This window comes from Escherichia sp. WS3063, assembly GCF_046486595.1.
GTDB classification, from domain to species: Bacteria; Pseudomonadota; Gammaproteobacteria; order Enterobacterales; family Enterobacteriaceae; genus Escherichia; species Escherichia coli.
Genome location: NZ_JBJQKY010000031.1, coordinates 41,389 through 61,039 on the forward strand (window position 1 = coordinate 41,389; position 19,651 = coordinate 61,039).

Sequence of the window (19,651 nt, forward strand, 5' to 3'; positions counted from 1 at the left end):
CATGGAAGACGAAACGTTGGGATTTTTTAAGAAAACATCTTCATCTCATGCTCGCCTGAATGTGCCTGCGCTGGTGCAGGTAGCGGCGCTCGCCATTATTATGATCCGTGGCCTCGACGTGCTGATGATTTTCAATACGCTGGGCGTGCGCGGTATTGGCGAGTTTATTCATCGCAGCGTACAAACCTGGAGTTTAACGCTGGTCTTTTTAAGCAGTCTGGTGCTGGTTTTTATTGAGATCTGGTGTGCGTTTTCACTGGTGAAAGGGCGTCGCTGGGCGCGCTGGCTGTATCTGTTGACTCAAATCACGGCCGCAAGTTACTTGTGGGCGGCTTCGCTGGGGTATGGTTATCCGGAGCTGTTCAGCATTCCCGGTGAATCAAAACGTGAAATCTTCCATAGCCTGATGCTGCAGAAGCTGCCGGATATGCTCATCCTGATGCTGCTGTTCGTTCCCTCGACCAGTCGGCGGTTCTTCCAGTTGCAATAATGTGTATAATCGTCGCCCCTGATGATGTGAAGGTCAATGTATGCAGTGCGCACTTTACGACGCGGGTCGCTGTCGTTCCTGTCAGTGGATAACGCAGCCGATTCCAGAGCAACTCTCCGCTAAAACCGGCGATCTTAAAAATCTGCTCGCCGATTTTCCGGTTGAGGAATGGTGTGCGCCGGTGTCAGGCCCGGAACAAGGGTTTCGTAATAAAGCCAAAATGGTGGTGAGTGGTAGCGTTGAAAAACCACTGCTCGGTATGCTGCATCGAGATGGTACACCGGAAGACCTTTGTGACTGCCCGCTTTATCCTGCCTCATTTGCGCCCGTTTTTGCGGCACTGAAACCATTTATTGCTCGCGCCGGGCTTACGCCTTACAACGTGGCGCGCAAACGTGGCGAACTGAAATACATTCTGCTGACCGAAAGCCAGAGCGATGGCGGCATGATGCTGCGCTTTGTACTGCGTTCTGATACCAAGCTGGCGCAACTGCGTAAGGCGCTGCCGTGGTTACAGGAACAACTACCGCAGCTGAAAGTTATTACCGTCAATATTCAGCCGGTACATATGGCGATTATGGAAGGGGAGACGGAGATCTACCTGACCGAACAACAGGCACTGGCAGAGCGTTTTAATGACGTACCGCTGTGGATCCGTCCGCAAAGTTTCTTCCAGACTAATCCGGCGGTCGCCAGCCAGCTGTACGCCACTGCGCGCGACTGGGTACGACAGCTGCCGGTTAAACATATGTGGGATCTGTTCTGCGGTGTGGGGGGCTTTGGTTTACACTGCGCGACGCCTGACATTCAGTTAACCGGGATCGAAATTGCACCAGAGGCCATTGCCTGTGCGAAGCAGTCAGCCGCTGAACTGGGCTTAACGCGTTTGCAATTTCAGGCGCTGGACTCCACGCAGTTTGCCACCGCCCAGGGGGAAGTGCCGGAGCTGGTGCTGGTTAACCCGCCGCGCCGCGGCATTGGTATACCGCTGTGTGATTATCTCTCAACGATGGCACCGCGTTTTATCATCTACTCCAGCTGTAACGCCCAAACCATGGCGAAAGATATCCGCGAACTGCCAGGTTACCGTATTGAACGGGTACAGCTATTTGATATGTTCCCGCACACTGCGCATTACGAAGTGCTGACACTGCTGGTTAAGCAATAAAAAAGCCGCAGGTGCGGCTTTCTGAATCTTACTGTGGGAACCACTGGTCATTGATTTTCTGATATGTACCGTCAGCTTTAATTGCTGCCAGCGCGTTATTCAGTTTTTCCAGCAGAGCTTTGTTATCCGGACGTACAGCGATACCCAGGCCGGTGCCGAAGTATTGCGGATCGGTCACTTTTTCAGTAGCAACGCCCAGTTGCGGATTGGTTTTCAGCCATTCATTAACCACCGCTGTGTCACCAAATACCCCATCAATACGGCCATTTTTCAGATCGATAAAGGCATTCTGATAACTGTCATAGGAGACAGTTTTCACTTCCGGGTGCTGATCCTGAATATATTTCTGGTGCGTGGTGCCGTTTTCCATCCCAATACGTTTGCCTTTCAGATCGGCAAACGTTTTGTAGGTATCTTTTTTGGCAATCACGACGGCTGAGTTTTCGTAGTAGGGCGTGGTAAACGATACCTGTTTGCTACGCTCCGGCGTGATATCCATTCCGGAGATTACGGCGTCATATTTTCTGAATTTCAGTGACGGGATCAGGCTGTCGAACGCGTGATTAGTAAAAGTACATTCTGCCTGCATTTGTTTGCACAAGGCTTTTGCCAGATCGATATCAAAGCCGACAATCTCATTATTAGCACCTATAGATTCAAAGGGTGGATAGGTGGCTGAAACGCCAAAGTTGATTTTCTCTGCGGCAGAAGCACCGAAAGTAAAGGAAGCAAGTAAAGCGGCAAGAACTAACTTTTTCATGATGGAACTCCCGTCTGTCAATCTTATGATTTTTGGCCGTGTCTGCGGCATGGGATAACAATGCCATCAAGTGAATTTATATGCAATAAATATGATTAAATAATTTAAATGAAATAAAAAAAGACGGACAACTTAGTGAGTTGTCCGTCTTCATTATAAGAATTTATGCACTATGTAGGCCGGATAAGGCGTCCACGCCGCATCCGGCATCAGCATGCAGCTGCATTAATTCCGCCGTTCGAATGCCAGCGCTTTACGCTCGATCAGACGCATCATCAGCGTCAGCAGGCCGTTGACGACCAGGTAAATAATCCCTGCCGCACCGAACACCATGACATCGTAGGTGCGTCCGTACAACAACTGGCTGTATCCCATCACTTCCATCAGCGTAATGGTGTAAGCCAGAGAGGTACTTTTGAACACCAGCACCACTTCGTTGGAATAAGAAGAGAGCGAGCGTTTAAACGCGTACGGCAGCAGGATCGCCAGCGTATCTTTTTTGCTCATTCCCAGGGCGCTACAGGACTGCCATTGACCTTCCGGGATCGCGCGAATGGCACCGTAAAACAGCTGCGTGGTGTACGCCGCACTGTTCAGCGACAACGCAATCAGCGCACATAACCACGGTTCTGACAACAAATGCCACAGTGCCGGATACTCCTGCAACGTCGGGAACTGGCCCGGTCCGTAATAAATCAGGAAGATCTGCACCAGCAGCGGCGTACCGGTAAACAGCGTGATATAGCCCCGCACCAGCCACACCAGCACCGGCGTTTTCAGCGTCAGGATGATGGTAAAAATCAATGCCAGAATCAGTGCCACAATCAGCGAGGCAACGGTTAGCGTCAGGCTGGTGTGCAGCCCTTTCATCAGTTCGGGTAAATACTCAAACATTAGCTGGGCCTCCGCTCAAAACGTGTCGCGCGCAGGTCAATGCGTTTGAGAATGTACTGACTGAGCAGGGTGATCACCAGGTAAATCGCCGCCGCCACAATGTACCAGGTAAACGGTTCCTGGGTACGGGTAGCGATGCTTTTGGTTTGTAGCATTAAATCATTCACGCTTATCAAACTGACCAGCGCGGTATCTTTCAGCAGCACCAGCCACTGGTTACCGAGACCAGGCAGCGCATGACGCCACATCTGCGGCATCACCAGACGGAAAAAGATAGCCGATTTCGACAGCCCCAGCGCCTGTCCGGATTCCCACTGGCCCACCGGCACCGCTTTCAACGCGCCGCGCAGCGTTTGCGAGGCATAGGCGGCATACAGCAGCGACAGAGCGATGACACCACAAAGGAACGGGCTAACGTCGAAGTTCTCAATGTCCATCTGCACCGGGATCTGCACGAACCCAAGATTGATAGTGAAGCCATCCGAAAGCGTCAGCAGCAGCTGCGAGGAGCCAAAATAGATAAACAGCACCACCAGAATTTCTGGCAGGCCGCGCAGAACCGTCACCAACGCTGAACCTGCCCACGCGACGGGACGCCATTTTGCAGACTCCCATACCGCAAAGAACATCGCCAGCGCCAGCCCGACAATCAATGCACAAACGGCAAGGCCGACGGTCATCCCGGCGGCGCTTGCTAAAGGAAAAAATTCATTCATCAGGAATTACTTCTGGAACCATTTGTTGTAGATGGTTTCGTAAGTGCCATCTTTCTTCACTTTTTCCAGCGCAGTGTTGAGTTTCTGCTGCAGTTCAGTGTTGCCCTGACGTACCGCGATGCCGAGACCAGTACCGAAGTAATCTTTATCGGTCACTTTGTCGCCCACTGCCGCCAGTTTCGGGTTGTCTTTCAGCCACTCGGTGACCACTGCGGTGTCACCGAATACGCTGTCGATACGACCGTTTTGCAGATCCAGTTTTGCGTTCTGGTAGCTGTCATACGGAACGGTGGTGATTTCCGGGTGCTTATCCATAATGAACTTCTGGTGTGTCGTCCCGTTCTGAACGCCGACTTTTTTGCCTTTCAGCTGATCAACACTGGTGTATTTACCCTGCTGACCCACAAACAGGGCAGAGTTGTCATAGTAAGGGGTGGTAAACAGCACCTGCTTTTCACGTTCTGGGGTGATATCCATCCCGGCCATCACCGCTTCCACGCGACGGAATTTCAGGCTTGGGATCAGGCTGTCAAATGCCTGGTTGGAGAAAGTGCAGGTTGCATCAATCTCTTTACACAGCGCTTGTGCCAGGTCGACGTCAAAACCAACGATCTGGTTGTTTGCATCAATCGATTCAAACGGAGGATAGGAGGCTTCGGTAGCAAAACGAATAGTTTCGGCAGCTGTGGCGGAAAGACTAAAACCTGCAATTAACGCGGCAATCAGAACTTTTTTCATTGTTGTTATCCCGAATATTAGTGAGAGAGATAGTTTTTAAATGCTTCGGTTTGCGGCTCGGTAAAGCAGCTCGCGTCGCCTTGTTCTACGATATGACCGTTTTCCATATACACCACTCGGCTGGCGGTTTTACGCGCCACTTCAACTTCGTGGGTGACGATCACCTGGGTAATATTCGTTTCTGCCAGCTCACGAATGATGCTGACGATTTGTGCCGTAATTTCCGGGTCCAGTGCGGCGGTCGGTTCATCGAACAGCAGTACCTGCGGTTCCATCATCAACGCACGGGCAATAGCAACACGCTGCTGCTGACCACCAGAAAGATGCAGCGGGTAACGATCGCTATAAGGTTTGAGACGCAGACGTTCCAGCAGTTTTTCTGCACGGGCCAGCGCCTGATCTTTGCTCAACCCCAGTACACGGCAGGGCGCTTCAATCAGGTTTTGCTGCACGGTCAGATGCGGCCACAGGTTGTATTGCTGAAACACCATGCCAACGTTACGACGCAAATCGCGAATCGCTTTGTCAGAGGGTGTTTTGGTGAAATCGAAATGGTTGCCTGCAATGTTGAGCGTACCGGAGCGCGGCATCTCAAGCAGATTGAGTACACGCAGCAGCGAGCTTTTACCCGCGCCGCTGGGGCCAAGTAACACCAGCGTTTCGCCCTGTGGGCAATCCAGCGTGATATCGAACAGCGCCTGATGCGCGCCGTAGAAGCAATTAATGCCGTTTAATTGAATACTCATTGACACTCGTATACTGGCAGTCTGATAGCTATTGAGGTCGAAGATAGTACCTTTGACAGAATAATTATGCAATATTTCTGCTTTAAAAGTTAAAAGCAAAGCGCATTATTCAATAAACATAGCACAAAATAACGGGGGCGGTGGTCGGCGAGCATAAATGTCGGCATTCCTCACGAAATGCCGGACAATTTACGGGGTTTATTGGTTGATCAAGGCGTTAGCGATTCTCGATGGACTGACGGAGCGTACCCGCTGTGGCATGAACGCTACCGCCTAAGTAGCGCACATCGTCGATGACCCAACACTGGCCTTCCTGAATCATTAACACTTCATCCTGCCAGCCCTGGTCACCCTGTTTGAGATCCACGCGCAATGGAATGTTACGGGCATCACGATTAGGGATAGTCGATGCACTGGCAACGTGGGCGCTGTCTGGCAAGGTGGTTCGACTGGAGAACGGATCGCTACTTAACAATTCACGATGACTGTTATCGCGGCTGGCATCGCTAAGTAGGGTTGCCAGTTTGTCACTCAAATAGGGGCGCAGGGCGGTAATGTCATTGCTGCGATGTTGAATGCGGTAGTCATAGAATTGTTGAGCCACGCTGTCAGGGCCACCCTGGACACAGGAACCGGTGCGGGGGCCGTTATCTTTATAAGCTGGCGTGACGGTGGTACAGGCACTCAGCAGCAGTGCACATGGAATAAGTAGAGATAGTGAACGGTAGCGCATAATCATTTCCTTATTAGCTTGCTGTCTGCGTCACACTACGACCAAACGTTATCAGATTATTTAATACATTGTTTTTAATACAATTCTGAAACAATCTGAACACCTGATTGGGTTTGAGTCCATTGCTGGCTACCCACTCAAGGTTGCTCGTAGCTGACTTACTTAAATTACCCAAACAATAGACAGTGTAAACCATTTGTGAGGTTGAGCGTGTTATATGGCTGAAATGATCATTTAAGGTAAATATGATAGTTCTGAAATGGCGGGATAAATCCTCCTGTAGAGGTTAAGAGCATCTGCAAGAAGCCAGTTTCACATTTATAACGCGTGATAAATGAACGCGGTTATTGTCTAATCATTACAGAATTTTTCACATGCAATAAGAGATCCTGCAATTAAGATGATTGCTAAAATTACATTGTATTTTTGAAAATGAGCGAAATTTGATAGTCCCAGCTTTGACTTTTGATAATATTATATATGCTACAGTTGTGGGTAAAGAATTTAAGCTAATGAGTTTGAGCGAAGAATAAATCAAACTGTATCAGTGTTTCGTTAATTAATATGAGTATAAATGCGTTGTGCTTTTATAATAATAAAGCACGAGGAGTTCAGTGGAATATCTTTTCCCTTGGGTGATTTTTAATATGATAAACAATATATCTGATCAAGCATCATCATTTCCAGGCACACAACTGAATCAAAGTGATAATTTCCTCGATTCACTGAGGGAGTTTTTCGCGATATTAAATTCCAGTCGTAAGGGTGAGTTGTCTACATGGGACACCATCTACTTGCATCTGATATTAGCAATAAATGCTGATAGTGATCTCATAAAAAATGATGAGTTGCTAGTGGAAAATATTCCATCAGCGAATTATCAATTTAATGTATTTTTTAGTAATGCTTTCGAGACTGATGTTAAAAAATATCTTGGCAAATCAGAAGATAACGAAGTTGAAATAAAAGTGGGTAATGAAAGAATTACCATTGGAATACGTAATGTATCGAATGGGAAACTTGAAAGACAAAAGTTTCTTTTCCCACTGGACTATGAGAATAAATTACAACATCAATTAGATAAGTATTTTACGATTGAATCGCATCCATTATTATACAGGCATACTATGGGTAGTAAGATTGCGAATGTGATTTTTGAAAAATTATACAGTCGTATTGACTTTAACAAAGAGCAATATATATCCTTTATAAAGGATGCGTTTATTCATTTTTATGATTATAGCAGGCGATATGCAATTAGTGAGAATATCGCAAAAGACGCTGTAACAAACAATATCGCATTGATGAGTACTTTTTATGACAGTGAAAATACGTCAGGTGAGGTTTTAAATAATGATTTTACAGAAGAAGAATCATTTGAAACTGCGTTAAATATCGAGCATGCAATAGTGCTTGGATTTGCTGATGATAATTTTGAAACAAAACCTGTTCATTATCAGGATTTATTAACACGATTTAGTGCCTTTCAAGATACCGTGTTTAATTTGTTTCCTGAAATGCACTCTTCGCATTACAACGATATTTGTAGCGTAAGTGTGGATATGACAAAGGGAACGCAATGCATGATCCACTTGATGGTGAATGAAGAAGTTTTCATGTCGTTGCCTGTTCCAGTTGCCACGATGGTACGTGAAGATGCAACTAATTTAGTCAATCTTAAAACACTACTCAATGATGGTTGCTTTATTAAATATAGTCATTTTAATGACGTGGCATTAATAAAGCAAAACATAAGTAATCTCTATTTATCACACACTATTGTGAATGAAAGCATATTGAAAAAATGTTGTTTTGAAAACGGCAGTTTAGGTGATGTTAAAATAACAAATAGCAATATAGTAAACAATGTATTCAAAAACGTTTCGTTTAGAACTGTTAAAATTAACAATGTGAATACTCATTCTTTAAAATTTATTAACTGCCATTTTTTCAATGTTGATATGATAAGAGTTAATTTCAGTAAATGTCTTTTTCATGACTGTAGTATGCATGGTGTCAAGATAAAACCATGGTTGCCAGTAAAATGGACAAAAGAATTAATAAATGATTATTTGTATGGCTGTTTACTATCTCTGTACTCTATCTGTGCAAGAGATATATATAATATGATCGCCGGTAATAACGTGAAGGTTGCTGCGGATGCTTTCCTTGAAATACTTTATTCTCTTAAAAATAAATATTGTATTAAACTATTAAGCGCTCAGGATCGGGCGTTTATATACGAATTTGCAAGAATGATCTTCGCTTATATTAATGACAAAAGCATTGAGATCTTATTACTTTCTTGTTTTGCGGCGGCTGACCAAAAAGCAATCCAGAGGTATATACCTCAGGCGCAAGATGGGGAAGACTTTAGGAATCATTTACAATATAAGTTGACTCTTCCCACTCATTAATGTTGCTGGTACTACATAATACGACAGGTAAGCGGTGCTCCATAATAAAACCAATATCCGGTTACGAAACAGATAATTGTACAGGCTTATGTACCTGCTTTTGACACAATGAGATGATTTCCTAAACTGATCAAAACCTTCTTCCCAACATGGCATATCAGTCCGATAATGCTTTAGAGATCGAAGGCTTAACAAACAAGGAGATCGATCATGCAATTTTCTACAACCCCAACTCTGGAAGGCCAGACCATCGTCGAATATTGCGGTGTGGTGACCGGCGAAGCGATTTTAGGTGCCAATATTTTCCGTGATTTCTTTGCCGGTATCCGCGATATCGTTGGCGGACGCTCCGGGGCTTATGAAAAAGAATTGCGTAAAGCGCGGGAGATCGCCTTTGAGGAGCTCGGCGATCAGGCCCGGGCGCTGGGGGCCGATGCCGTAGTCGGTATTGATATCGACTATGAAACGGTCGGGCAAAACGGCAGTATGCTGATGGTTAGCGTCAGCGGTACGGCGGTGAAAACGCGTCGATGAGAAGAGTCTTCTGGCTGGTCGCCGCCGCTCTGTTACTGGCAGGGTGTGCCGGCGAAAAGGGCATTGTCGAGAAAGAGGGATATCAGCTTGATACCCGACGCCAGGCGCAGGCGGCGTATCCGCGCATTAAAGTGCTGGTTATCCACTACACCGCAGATGATTTTGATAGCTCGCTGGCGACACTGACCGACAAGCAGGTCAGCTCGCATTATCTGGTCCCTGCGGTGCCACCGCGATACAACGGTAAACCGCGCATCTGGCAACTGGTGCCGGAACAGGAACTGGCCTGGCATGCGGGGATTAGCGCCTGGCGCGGGGCAACGCGCCTTAACGACACCTCTATTGGCATTGAGCTGGAAAACCGTGGCTGGCAGAAATCAGCCGGAGTGAAATATTTTGCCCCGTTTGAACCGGCACAGATTCAGGCGCTTATTCCACTGGCGAAAGATATTATTGCCCGTTATCACATCAAGCCGGAAAACGTAGTGGCACATGCGGATATCGCCCCGCAGCGCAAAGACGATCCGGGGCCATTATTTCCCTGGCAGCAACTGGCGCAGCAGGGGATTGGTGCCTGGCCGGATGCGCAGCGGGTGAACTTTTACCTTGCCGGGCGCGCGCCGCACACACCGGTAGATACCGCATCATTGCTGGAGCTTTTGGCGCGCTACGGTTATGACGTTAAACCTGATATGACACCGCGCGAGCAGCGGCGCGTGATTATGGCGTTCCAGATGCATTTCCGCCCGACGTTATACAACGGCGAAGCGGATGCAGAAACACAGGCAATTGCCGAAGCGTTGCTGGAGAAATACGGGCAGGATTAGCGCGGCAGTTTTCCGTGGTCGCGTAGCCAGGCGGCAGTTTTCTCGATACCTTCATCCAGGGTGATGACTGGCTGATAACCTAACTCTTCCTGCGCACGCGTAATATCCAGCGTAAAGTCAAAATTCAACTTGGAGACGCCGTAGTGGGTCAGCGGCGGCTCTTTTGCTGACTTGCGGCCTAAACGCTCCATGCTGCGGGCGATCATATCCAGCATCGGGTAAGGAACCGAACGAATACGACAGTCAATATTCAACTCGTCGATCAGCTTCTGCACGATGCTGCGCAGTGTGCGATGCTCGCCGTTGGTGATGTTGTACACACGCCCGGAAGGTAGCTTATCGCAGGCTTCCTGGCTTGCCAGCCACATGGCGTGCACGGCATTTTCATAGTAGGTCATATCGACCAGCGCACTGCCGCCGTGCGGTAACAGAATGCTGCCGTAGTGGTGCATCATATGCGCCAGACGGGGGATAAAGACTTTATCGTGCGGTCCGAACAGACTTTGTGGGCGCAGAATAGTAAAGCGCGTTTGTGGATTTGCCTGCGAAAGCATATTGATCACTTCTTCGCTGGCTGCTTTGCTACGGGCAAACTCGTTAGCGAAGCGGTGAGGGCGAAAATCTTCTTTAATATCGCGATGGTGGTGATAATCGAAGTACAGGGAGGGGGAAGAGATATGAATAAAGTTACGCACACCCCAGGCGACAGCCCATTCACCCAGGCGGCGAGTGGCGCGAACGTTAGCCAGATCGAAAGCCTGTTGTGTCCCCCAGGGCGAGGTAAAGCTGGAGCAGTGCCACAGCGTATCAATGCCCGCGAGCATCACTTTAGCTTGTGATGAGACCAGCTCGGTCAGATCCGCCGGAACAAACTCTGCGCCCATTTTTTCCAGCAATTTACCCATTGCCTCGTTGCGACCGGTCGCTCGCACGCTGATGCCTTTCTGGCATAAAAACTCTACCGCGTTTCGACCTAAGCCGCTGGTGGCGCCGGTAACCAGTACCTTCATATCAATCCACTGTTGTTGAGAAAATAACGTGCGCATTCTTCCGTGATTTCCTCCATGATGCAATGGGAAACATGAAAGAATAACGCAGGTTTTGTCGATTAATCTGTGCTTTGTTCTGCCAGTCTGGCGATTCGTTTTGCCATTCCGCGAAAAATAAACAGATGCGCGGGGATCATCAATAACCAGTAAAACAACCCTGGCATACCGTGCGGATGCCAGAATGCGCGAACATCGATAGTACGATAGTCACCTTTATCTTCCAGGGTAAAACACAGTCGTCCCAGCCCCGGCGCTTTCATGCCAAATAACAGCGTAAGTTTTTTTTGCGGTTCAACGACAATCACTTTCCAGCTATCCACCGCATCTCCGGTCTGCAAATATTCACGCTCCGGGCGGCCTTTTGCCAGCTTATGACCGATCGCGCGGTCCATCAGCGCCCGGGTCTGCCACAAAATATTACCAAAGAAATAACGCTCTCTACCGCCGATTTGATTCACCACCTGCCATAAAGCCGCAAGGCTGGCGGACGTTTTAACGGTAAACCCCGCCTGTTTGGCGAAATAACCGTACTCCGGTCGCCAGCGGGCAAAGGCCTGAGCGTCGTATCCCCAGTCGCTGGAGTTGACCAGCTTTTCTTCCTCTTTCAGGGTGCGACGTACCGCGTCATCGAAAGCAATCAGCCGTTGTGGGATGAGTGCACGTAACGCGGTGTCATCTGCCAGCAGATCGTGTTTCAGCCCCTGAATCAACGCTTTGGCGGTGGTGGGCGGTACGGAAGTAATCACATTGAGAAACCACACCGAAATCCAGCGGGTCGGAAAGGGGATGGGGATCAACCAGCGGCGCTTACCGCTCACCGCCATAAAATGTTCAAACTGTTGCTGATAACTGAGCACTTCTGGTCCGGCGGCTTCGAAGATGCGATGTTCGCTGGCCGGATGATCTAACAGCGCCACCAGATAGTGCAGCAAGTTTTCCAGCGCGATGGGCGTGGTGCGTGAACGAACCCAGCGTGGCGGCGTTAACACTGGCAGGTTGTAGACCATATCGCGCATGACTTCGAACGCCGCTGAACCTGCACCAACGATTATTCCGGCACGCAATTCGGTCACCGGGACACCCGCTTCACGAAGAATATCCGCCGTAGCCTGACGGGCGCGCAGATGGTCCGACTGCTCATGTGGCGGGGCCTGCAACGAACTGAGAAAGATTAATTGCTTAACTGGGACTTCACGTAGCGCATCGCGGACGTTGAGAGCCACCTGGCGCTCCTGAGCGATAAAATCGCCGCCTTCGCCCATGCTGTGCACCAGAAAATAGACCGTATCGATATCCTGCAACAGGGCCGGAAGGTTATCCGGCCAGCTGAGATCGACTTTATGGCAACTGACATTTGCCAGTTGCAGCTTTGCAAGCCTGTCGACATGACGTGCCGCCGCCAGGATCTGATGCCCCTGCTGGCTGAGTGTTCGCACCAGATGCTGACCAATGTAGCCACTGGCACCGAGAACTAAAATGCGTTGCGGCACGTCTCCCTCCTTAACGCGCCAGGAATGCGCGCCAGTGGGCGGCGACTTCCGCCAGCTGAGCGCGCGAGACGTCAAGATGCGTCACCAGGCGGACAATCGGCGAGGCGTTAATCAGCACGTTTCTCGCTTTCATGTATTCGCCTAACGCGGCAGCATTTTCTTCCCCGACGCGAACAAACAGCATATTGGTGTCCTGACGCATCACATCCGCGCCTGCTTCACGCAGCTGCTCCGCCATCCAGGCAGCGTTGTCGTGGTCTTCCTGCAAGCGCGCAACGTTATTTTTCAGGGCATATATTCCGGCGGCAGCCAGAATGCCGGACTGGCGCATCCCGCCACCTGTCATTTTCCGCCAGCGAATGGCACGTTTAATGTAATCACGATTACCGACGAGTAATGAACCGACTGGCGTCCCAAGACCTTTCGACAGGCAAATGGTGAACGAATCACAATATTGTGTGATCTCTTTCAGTTCGCAGCCGTAAGCCACCACAGCATTAAAGATGCGCGCACCGTCCACATGCAGCGCCAGATTGCGCTCGCGGGTAAATTCCCATGCTTCTTTGAGGTATTCACGCGGCAGCACTTTGCCGTTGTGAGTGTTTTCCAGACTGAGTAATTTGGTGCGGGCGAAATGGATATCGTCGGGTTTGATTTTCATCGCCACTTTATCCAGCGGTAGCGTGCCGTCGGCAGCCGCGTCGATGGGTTGCGGTTGAATACTGCCCAGCACCGCTGCGCCACCGGCTTCAAACAGATAGTTGTGTGCGGCCTGACCGACAATATACTCTTCGCCGCGTTCGCAGTGACTGAGCAGAGCGACCAGGTTAGCCTGGGTGCCGGTCGGCAGAAAAATGGCGGCTTCTTTACCGGAAAGCTCTGCTGCATAGTCCTGCAGAGCATTAACGGTAGGGTCGTCTCCGTAAACGTCGTCCCCAACCGGGGCGGCCATCATCGCTTCGAGCATGGCGCGGCTCGGTCGGGTAACGGTATCACTGCGTAAATCAATCATGGCATGTCCTTATTATGACGGGAAATGCCACCCTTTTTACCTTAGCCAGTTCGTTTTCGCCAGTTCGATCACTTCATCACCGCGTCCGCTGATGATTGCGCGCAACATATACAAGCTAAATCCTTTGGCCTGTTCAAGTTTGATCTGCGGTGGAATGGCTAACTCTTCTTTGGCTACTACCACATCCACCAACACCGGACCGTCGATGGAAAAGGCGCGTTGCAGGGCTTCATCGACTTCAGAGGCTTTTTCCACGCGAATACCCGTAATTCCGCACGCTTCGGCAATGCGGGCAAAGTTGGTGTCGTGCAGCTCAGTACCGTCTGTCAGGTAGCCTCCGGCTTTCATCTCCATCGCCACAAAGCCCAGCACGCTGTTATTAAAGACGATAATTTTCACTGGCAATTTCATCTGCATTACTGAGAGGAAATCGCCCATCAACATACTGAAACCGCCATCGCCGCACATGGCGACCACCTGACGTTCCGGCTCGGTTGCCTGCGCACCCAGCGCCTGCGGCATGGCGTTAGCCATCGAACCGTGGTTAAACGAACCTAACAGACGACGCTTGCCGTTCATTTTCAGATAACGTGCCGCCCACACCGTTGGCGTACCAACGTCACAGGTAAAGATGGCGTCATCGGCGGCAAAATGACTAATTTGCTGCGCCAGATATTGCGGGTGAATGGCTTTCTCGCTCGGTTTAGCTAAATCATCCAGCCCTTTGCGGGCGTCGCGGTAATCTTCCAGCGCTTTATCCAGAAACTTGCGATCGGTTTTTTCTTCCACCAGTGGCAGCAATGCCCGCAGGGTTGATTTGATATCGCCGACCAGCGCCATATCTACCTTGCTATGCGCGCCGATGCTGGCTGGGTTGATATCAATCTGAATAATTTTGGCATCGGTCGGGTAGAACGCGCGGTAGGGAAATTGCGTGCCGAGCAGCACTAACGTATCGGCATTCATCATGGTATGGAAACCTGACGAGAAGCCGATTAATCCCGTCATTCCGACATCATACGGGTTATCGTATTCGACATGCTCTTTACCGCGCAGGGCATGAACAATAGGCGCTTTAATTTTCCCGGCAAACTCAACTAACTCTTTATGCGCCCCCGCGCAGCCACTGCCGCACATCAGGGCGATATTGCTGGAGTAACGCAGCAGTTGCGCCAGTTTGCGTAACTCTTCTTCTTCCGGCGTCACGACTGGCTGTGGCGCATGATACCAGTGGGTAGTTGCCCCTTCTGGTGCAGGTTTTAACGCCACGTCGCCCGGTAACACGACAACGGAAACGCCACGGTTTAGCACTGCTTTGCGCATGGCAATCGCCAGCACTTGTGGGATTTGCTCCGGGCTGGAAACCAGCTCGCAATAGTGACTACATTCGCGGAATAGCTCTTGTGGGTGGGTTTCCTGGAAATAGCCGCTGCCAATTTCGCTGGAGGGAATATGAGCGGCAATCGCCAGTACCGGAACGTGATTGCGGTGGCAATCGAACAGGCCGTTGATTAAGTGCAGGTTGCCGGGGCCGCACGATCCGGCACAGACCGCCAGTTCTCCTGAAAGTTGTGCTTCAGCGCCAGCGGCAAACGCCGCTACTTCTTCATGGCGGGTGGACATCCACTCGATGGTGCCCATGCGATTAAGACTGTCACTAAGACCGTTCAGAGAGTCGCCCGTGACTCCCCAGATGCGTTTCACGCCTGCCGATTCGAGTGTTTTGGCGATATAAGCTGCAACCGTTTGTTTCATGGTTCTCCATCTCCTGAATGTGATAACGGTAACAAGTTTAGTTCATCTGACGGAGGGGGAAGGGATGGGAGAAAAAGGAGGCACTAACGGTTAAATAGCCCGATGAAAGGAATATCATCGGGCATCAGGCGATTATGCGAGAACCAAATCTCCCTGCGGATGGCAGGAGCAGGCCAGCACGTAACCTTCAGCGATTTCGGCGTCGGTCAGCGTCATTGTGCTGCTCACCGTATATTCACCGGAAACCACTTTTGTCTTACAGCAGCCGCAAACACCTGCACGGCAGGCGGCGACAACCGGAACGTTATTGCTTTCCAGCGCCTCCAGTAGCGTGGTGCCAACCGGGGCGTAAAATTCTCGTGCCGGTTGCAGTTTGGTGAATTTCAGACCGCTGGTCGCCGCTTCCGCTACTGGGGTGAAGAATTTCTCTTTAAAGAAACGCGTCACGCCGAGCGCTTTCACTTCCTGCTCTACCCAATCCATATATGGAGCAGGGCCACAGGTCATCACGGTACGTGAGGCTAAATCAGGGACACCTGCCAGCAGTTCGCGAGTGAGACGACCAGCGATAAAGCCTTCGGTAACGTTATTTTCCGCCACCAGCGTTACCGGATAGTTACGCCACTCATCGGCGAAAATCACATCCTGCGGCGTACGCACGTTGTAGATCACCTGCACATCGGCCTGTGGACGGTTCTTCGCCAGCCAGCGACGCATCGACATAATCGGCGTAACGCCGCAGCCTGCCGCCAGCAACAGGAATTTATCTTCTGCTTTATCGTCGCAGGTAAATTCCCCCATCGCGTCCGAAAGCCAGAGATAATCACCGCGTTTTACATCGCGCGTCAGCCACTGGGAGCCGACACCGTCATCAATCCGCCGCACAGTCAGGGTAATGTATTCACTCACGCCTGGCGTGGAGGAAATGGTGTAAGCACGCAGCGTTTCCGCTGAGTTACGCACGCTGACCAGTGCATATTGCCCGGCGCGATATGGGTAGTAATCGTGGCAAATCAGGGAAATCGTCCACACATCCGGCGTTTCTTGCGTAATGTGATGAACCTGCATCCGCCACGGGCATTGATTCGTTGGCATCGTCATCGACAAACTCCTTACGCGCTCAACAGTTGCTTCATGTCTTCTTCAACAGTGGTGATAGAACGCAGGCCGAATTTCTCGTTCAGCACCGCCAGCAGGTCTGGTGTCAGGAAACCAGGTGCAGTCGGGCCGGTGACGATATTTTTCACACCCAGAGAAAGCAGCGTCAGCAGAATGACAATCGCTTTCTGTTCAAACCAGGAGAGCACCAGCGACAGCGGCAGATCGTTGACTCCGCAGCCCAGTTTCTCTGCCAGCGTTACCGCCAGAATAATTGCTGAGTAAGCATCGTTACACTGACCAGCATCTACCAGACGCGGCAGACCTTCGATATCGCCAAACTCAAGTTTATTAAAGCGATATTTACCGCAAGCGAGGGTCAGGATCAGGCAGTCATCCGGCACGCTGGTGGCGAAATCGGTGAAGTAGTGACGCTCGCCGCGTGCGCCGTCACAGCCGCCAAGCAGGAAGATATGACGCAGTTTTTCACGGCTCACCAGATCAATCAGCATATCGGCTGCGCCAAGCAGTGTCTGGCGACCAAAGCCCACGGTGATCAGGTGCGGAATTTCGCTGTACGGGAAGCCCGCCATCTGTTGCGCCTGGGCGATGACCGCAGAGAAATCTTCGCCATCCAGATGACGCACACCCGGCCAGCCAACGATGCTGCGGGTCCAGATACGATCGTCATAAGCGCCTACGGTTGGGTCGATGATGCAGTTCGAGGTCATCACGATGGGGCCAGGGAAACGAGCGAACTCCACTTGCTGATTCTGCCAGCCGCTGCCGTAGTTACCGACCAGATGCTTGAATTTACGCAGCTCCGGGTAGCCATGCGCAGGCAGCATTTCACCGTGGGTGTAGACATTAACGCCCGTGCCTTCGGTCTGTTCCAGCAGGTTGTAGAGATCTTTGAGATCGTGACCGGAAATCAGAATGCATTTACCTGCCGTCGCTTTGACGTTGACCTGGGTTGGCGTCGGGTGACCGTATTTACTGGTTTCGCCTGCATCCAGAATGCTCATCACTTTGAAGTTCATCTGGCCGATTTCCATTGAACACTCAAGAAGCGCGTTCATATCGGCAGGCCAGGTCCCCAGCCACGCCATGATTTTATGGTACTGGGCATAAATATCGTTGTCGTATTGACCGAGAACGTGTGCGTGTTCCATATAGGCCGCCGCACCTTTCAGGCCATACAGGCACAGCAGACGCAGGCCGAGAATGTTTTCGCCAATCGCAGCTTTATCTTTATTGGGAGTAAATTCCGCCGCCTGACGTTGCAGCTCGCCGAGATCGTCACTCACCAGTTGCAGGTCAGCCATCGGGTTATCGACGCGGGCGTTGGCATCTACAGCCAGGCACTGTGCTTTCAGCGCCTCGCGCAGGGCAATCGCTTCACGAGCGTAGCCGACAATACGCGGAGAATCGAAGTTAACGTTGGTCAGGGTTGAGAAAAAGGCACGTGGCGCAAAGCTGTCTACATCGTGGTTGATGATGCCGTATTCACGTGCTTTCACTGCCCAGGCCGAAAGCCCTTGCAGCGTCGCGATGAGTAAATCCTGAAGGTCAGAGGTTTCCGCCGTTTTACCACACATCCCCTGCGCGTATGAGCAGCCGTTTCCTGCCGGAGTACGGATAGTTTGTTCACATTGCACACAAAACATGATCACACCTTTTAAAGTTATATTTAATATACATGTTTAAGGTTAAGACGCTTAACGCGGGGATAAAAGAGATTTTTAATGCAACTTTAGGGGAGATTGATTTAGCGCAATTTTGGCGGCAGGGATCTACCGCCAGAGAGGTATTATGCAGAGAAAAAGGCGATGAGGATCGGCACTAACAGGCTAAGAATAAAACCGTGAACAATCGCCGCCGGGACCATATCCAGCCCGCCAGTACGTTGAAGAACGGGCAGGGTGAAATCCATCGACGTCGCACCACATAAGCCCAGTGCAGTCGAGCGGCTACGGCGAATCAGCCCAGGGATCAACATAATAGCAATCAGCTCACGGGCCAGATCATTAAAAAACGCCGCGCTCCCGATTACCGGACCAAAAGATTCGGTCAATAAAATACCGGAAAGAGAATACCAGCCGAAACCGGAGGCCATTGCCAGCGCGGTATTGATGGGAAGATCAAGAATAAAGGCGTTAATTAAACCACCAATTAATGAACTGGCAACTACCACCACGGCGACAATCATTCCCCGGCGATTAAGGACAATCTGCTTTAAGGTCATGCCATTATTGCGCAACTGAATACCGACGAGGAAAAGTAGCAGAATTAAGGTGTATTCACTGGCTTCGGTCGCATGTTGTAAGAAAGCCAGTCCACTCAGGCCAATGGCAAAACCAATCACTACTACGCCGCACAGTTTTAGCGACTCCAGCGCCATCGCAATACGCGACGGGAGTTTTTCTTGATGATGGTGGTTGCGCCATGGCAGGCCGCGCTCCAGCCACATCAGGGCGGCAATATTACACAGTAAAATAACGGTAATACTGACAGCAGAATAATGCAGAATCGCCAACAGGTTACTGGCGAGGTTATCGAGAAACGCCAGACTGATACCCATAAAAAAGAGAATAAGGTAAACCATCCAGCTTAATAGCTGATTAATAACTCTTAATGCAGCTTTTTGGCGAAGCGGAATGAGGTAACCCACAATCAGGGGAACCAGAATGATTAACAGCCCAGAAAACATGAAAACCCAGTCCTTGCAAAGATGAAGTCGAAATGCGCGATGACACACTACTGAAAGCGGAAGGACGAGTAAAGTTGCAATTAAAAGGAAATGTTATGCATAAGGAGCAGTAGAGTATTCGTTTTCATTTAAAGATGTTCTTGCGCTTTAATTACAAACCGCACCGGTGTTGGTGGCGTCAAAATCGCCGAGGCGTTCCCTGAAGGGCGGGGCAGCCCACATGGATGTGGGCTGAGGGCGCGTTTTACAGGGATAATGAGATGGACGCTCCAGATTTTACGGTATCAAAGTACCAGACTGGATCGTTGCAATACGTCCTGAAAAATTAGGAGCGTCCACATGAAAGTATCAACTCTTGGTATCGACCTGGCAAAGAACGTTTTTCAGCTTCATGGTGTCGATCTGTAGTGGTCAAGTAATATTGGCCACGGTTTTACAGTAAAAACGGTATCTGTTCTCTGATTCTTCCGGCGTCAACCCACCGTTGTAATGGTGAGGCCTGACGCTATTGTAA

Annotated in this window: 17 protein-coding genes and 1 pseudogene; 5 read left to right on the plus strand and 13 right to left on the minus strand. The window is 50.2% G+C overall.

Annotation, left to right across the window (positions count from 1 at the left end; translation table 11 throughout):
• The first annotated feature begins 1 nt into the window (after nt 1).
• Both ACJHYW_RS21885 and rlmC read left to right on the plus strand, forming a co-directional pair.
• Nucleotides 2–490 carry a YbjO family protein gene (locus ACJHYW_RS21885; protein WP_000389260.1) on the plus strand — a complete coding sequence of 163 codons (489 nt, stop codon included), beginning with the start codon at nt 2–4 and terminating at the stop codon, nt 488–490.
• 40 nt (nt 491–530) lie between these two features.
• Complete coding sequence (gene rlmC / locus ACJHYW_RS21890) at nt 531–1,658, plus strand: 23S rRNA (uracil(747)-C(5))-methyltransferase RlmC (protein ID WP_001149759.1); 1,128 nt, start codon at nt 531–533, stop codon at nt 1,656–1,658.
• Between the two features lie 28 nt (nt 1,659–1,686).
• On the opposite strand, the gene artJ is transcribed toward rlmC, so the two are convergent.
• From artJ to ACJHYW_RS21920, 6 genes are all read right to left on the minus strand, one after another.
• A complete protein-coding gene (gene artJ / locus ACJHYW_RS21895) occupies nt 1,687–2,418 on the minus strand; it encodes an arginine ABC transporter substrate-binding protein ArtJ (protein ID WP_001295905.1) in 732 nt (243 codons plus the stop codon).
• A 225-nt stretch (nt 2,419–2,643) separates the two neighbouring features.
• Nucleotides 2,644–3,312, minus strand: coding sequence for an arginine ABC transporter permease ArtM (gene artM / locus ACJHYW_RS21900; protein ID WP_000464491.1), 669 nt, complete (start codon nt 3,310–3,312; stop codon nt 2,644–2,646).
• On the minus strand, nt 3,312–4,028 hold the full coding sequence (gene artQ, locus ACJHYW_RS21905; RefSeq protein WP_001001702.1) for an arginine ABC transporter permease ArtQ: 717 nt from the start codon (nt 4,026–4,028) through the stop codon (nt 3,312–3,314). The genes artM and artQ overlap by 1 nt, the downstream gene beginning before the upstream one ends.
• A gap of 6 nt (nt 4,029–4,034) precedes the next feature.
• On the minus strand, nt 4,035–4,766 hold the full coding sequence (artI, locus tag ACJHYW_RS21910; RefSeq protein WP_000756575.1) for an arginine ABC transporter substrate-binding protein ArtI: 732 nt from the start codon (nt 4,764–4,766) through the stop codon (nt 4,035–4,037).
• A gap of 17 nt (nt 4,767–4,783) precedes the next feature.
• Nucleotides 4,784–5,512 carry an arginine ABC transporter ATP-binding protein ArtP gene (artP, locus tag ACJHYW_RS21915; protein WP_000027205.1) on the minus strand — a complete coding sequence of 243 codons (729 nt, stop codon included), beginning with the start codon at nt 5,510–5,512 and terminating at the stop codon, nt 4,784–4,786.
• Nucleotides 5,513–5,729: 217 nt separating this feature from the next.
• Nucleotides 5,730–6,245 carry a lipoprotein gene (locus ACJHYW_RS21920; RefSeq protein WP_001270657.1) on the minus strand — a complete coding sequence of 172 codons (516 nt, stop codon included), beginning with the start codon at nt 6,243–6,245 and terminating at the stop codon, nt 5,730–5,732.
• Nucleotides 6,246–6,859: 614 nt separating this feature from the next.
• Here ACJHYW_RS21920 and ACJHYW_RS21925 point away from each other — a divergent pair.
• From ACJHYW_RS21925 to amiD, 3 genes and pseudogenes are all read left to right on the plus strand, one after another.
• Nucleotides 6,860–8,098, plus strand: a pseudogene (locus ACJHYW_RS21925) (pentapeptide repeat-containing protein); the annotation flags it as partial.
• Between the two features lie 774 nt (nt 8,099–8,872).
• Nucleotides 8,873–9,196, plus strand: a complete 324-nt coding sequence (locus tag ACJHYW_RS21930; RefSeq protein WP_001160731.1) for a heavy metal-binding domain-containing protein — start codon at nt 8,873–8,875, stop codon at nt 9,194–9,196.
• Nucleotides 9,193–10,023: an N-acetylmuramoyl-L-alanine amidase AmiD gene (gene amiD / locus ACJHYW_RS21935; RefSeq protein ID WP_001255167.1), complete on the plus strand. Its 831-nt coding sequence runs from the start codon at nt 9,193–9,195 to the stop codon at nt 10,021–10,023. The genes ACJHYW_RS21930 and amiD overlap by 4 nt, the downstream gene beginning before the upstream one ends.
• On the opposite strand, the gene ACJHYW_RS21940 is transcribed toward amiD, so the two are convergent.
• The 7 genes from ACJHYW_RS21940 to lysO all read right to left on the minus strand — a co-directional run bounded on the left by ACJHYW_RS21940 (nt 10,020) and on the right by lysO (nt 19,137).
• Complete coding sequence (locus ACJHYW_RS21940; RefSeq protein WP_001338420.1) at nt 10,020–11,033, minus strand: NAD-dependent epimerase/dehydratase family protein; 1,014 nt, start codon at nt 11,031–11,033, stop codon at nt 10,020–10,022. The genes amiD and ACJHYW_RS21940 overlap by 4 nt on opposite strands.
• Before the next feature lie 98 nt (nt 11,034–11,131).
• On the minus strand, nt 11,132–12,562 hold the full coding sequence (locus ACJHYW_RS21945) for an SDR family oxidoreductase (RefSeq protein WP_001136541.1): 1,431 nt from the start codon (nt 12,560–12,562) through the stop codon (nt 11,132–11,134).
• 10 nt (nt 12,563–12,572) lie between these two features.
• On the minus strand, nt 12,573–13,574 hold the full coding sequence (gene ltaE / locus ACJHYW_RS21950) for a low-specificity L-threonine aldolase (RefSeq protein WP_000566375.1): 1,002 nt from the start codon (nt 13,572–13,574) through the stop codon (nt 12,573–12,575).
• Nucleotides 13,575–13,610: 36 nt separating this feature from the next.
• On the minus strand, nt 13,611–15,329 hold the full coding sequence (gene poxB, locus ACJHYW_RS21955) for a ubiquinone-dependent pyruvate dehydrogenase (RefSeq protein WP_000815366.1): 1,719 nt from the start codon (nt 15,327–15,329) through the stop codon (nt 13,611–13,613).
• Nucleotides 15,330–15,461: 132 nt separating this feature from the next.
• Nucleotides 15,462–16,430 (minus strand): NADH oxidoreductase, encoded by a 969-nt coding sequence (hcr, locus tag ACJHYW_RS21960; protein ID WP_000178672.1) that lies wholly within the window; start codon nt 16,428–16,430, stop codon nt 15,462–15,464.
• A gap of 11 nt (nt 16,431–16,441) precedes the next feature.
• Nucleotides 16,442–18,094, minus strand: a complete 1,653-nt coding sequence (hcp, locus tag ACJHYW_RS21965; protein ID WP_000458844.1) for a hydroxylamine reductase — start codon at nt 18,092–18,094, stop codon at nt 16,442–16,444.
• A 143-nt stretch (nt 18,095–18,237) separates the two neighbouring features.
• Nucleotides 18,238–19,137 (minus strand): L-lysine exporter LysO, encoded by a 900-nt coding sequence (gene lysO, locus ACJHYW_RS21970; RefSeq protein ID WP_000491135.1) that lies wholly within the window; start codon nt 19,135–19,137, stop codon nt 18,238–18,240.
• Nucleotides 19,138–19,651: the final 514 nt, after the last annotated feature.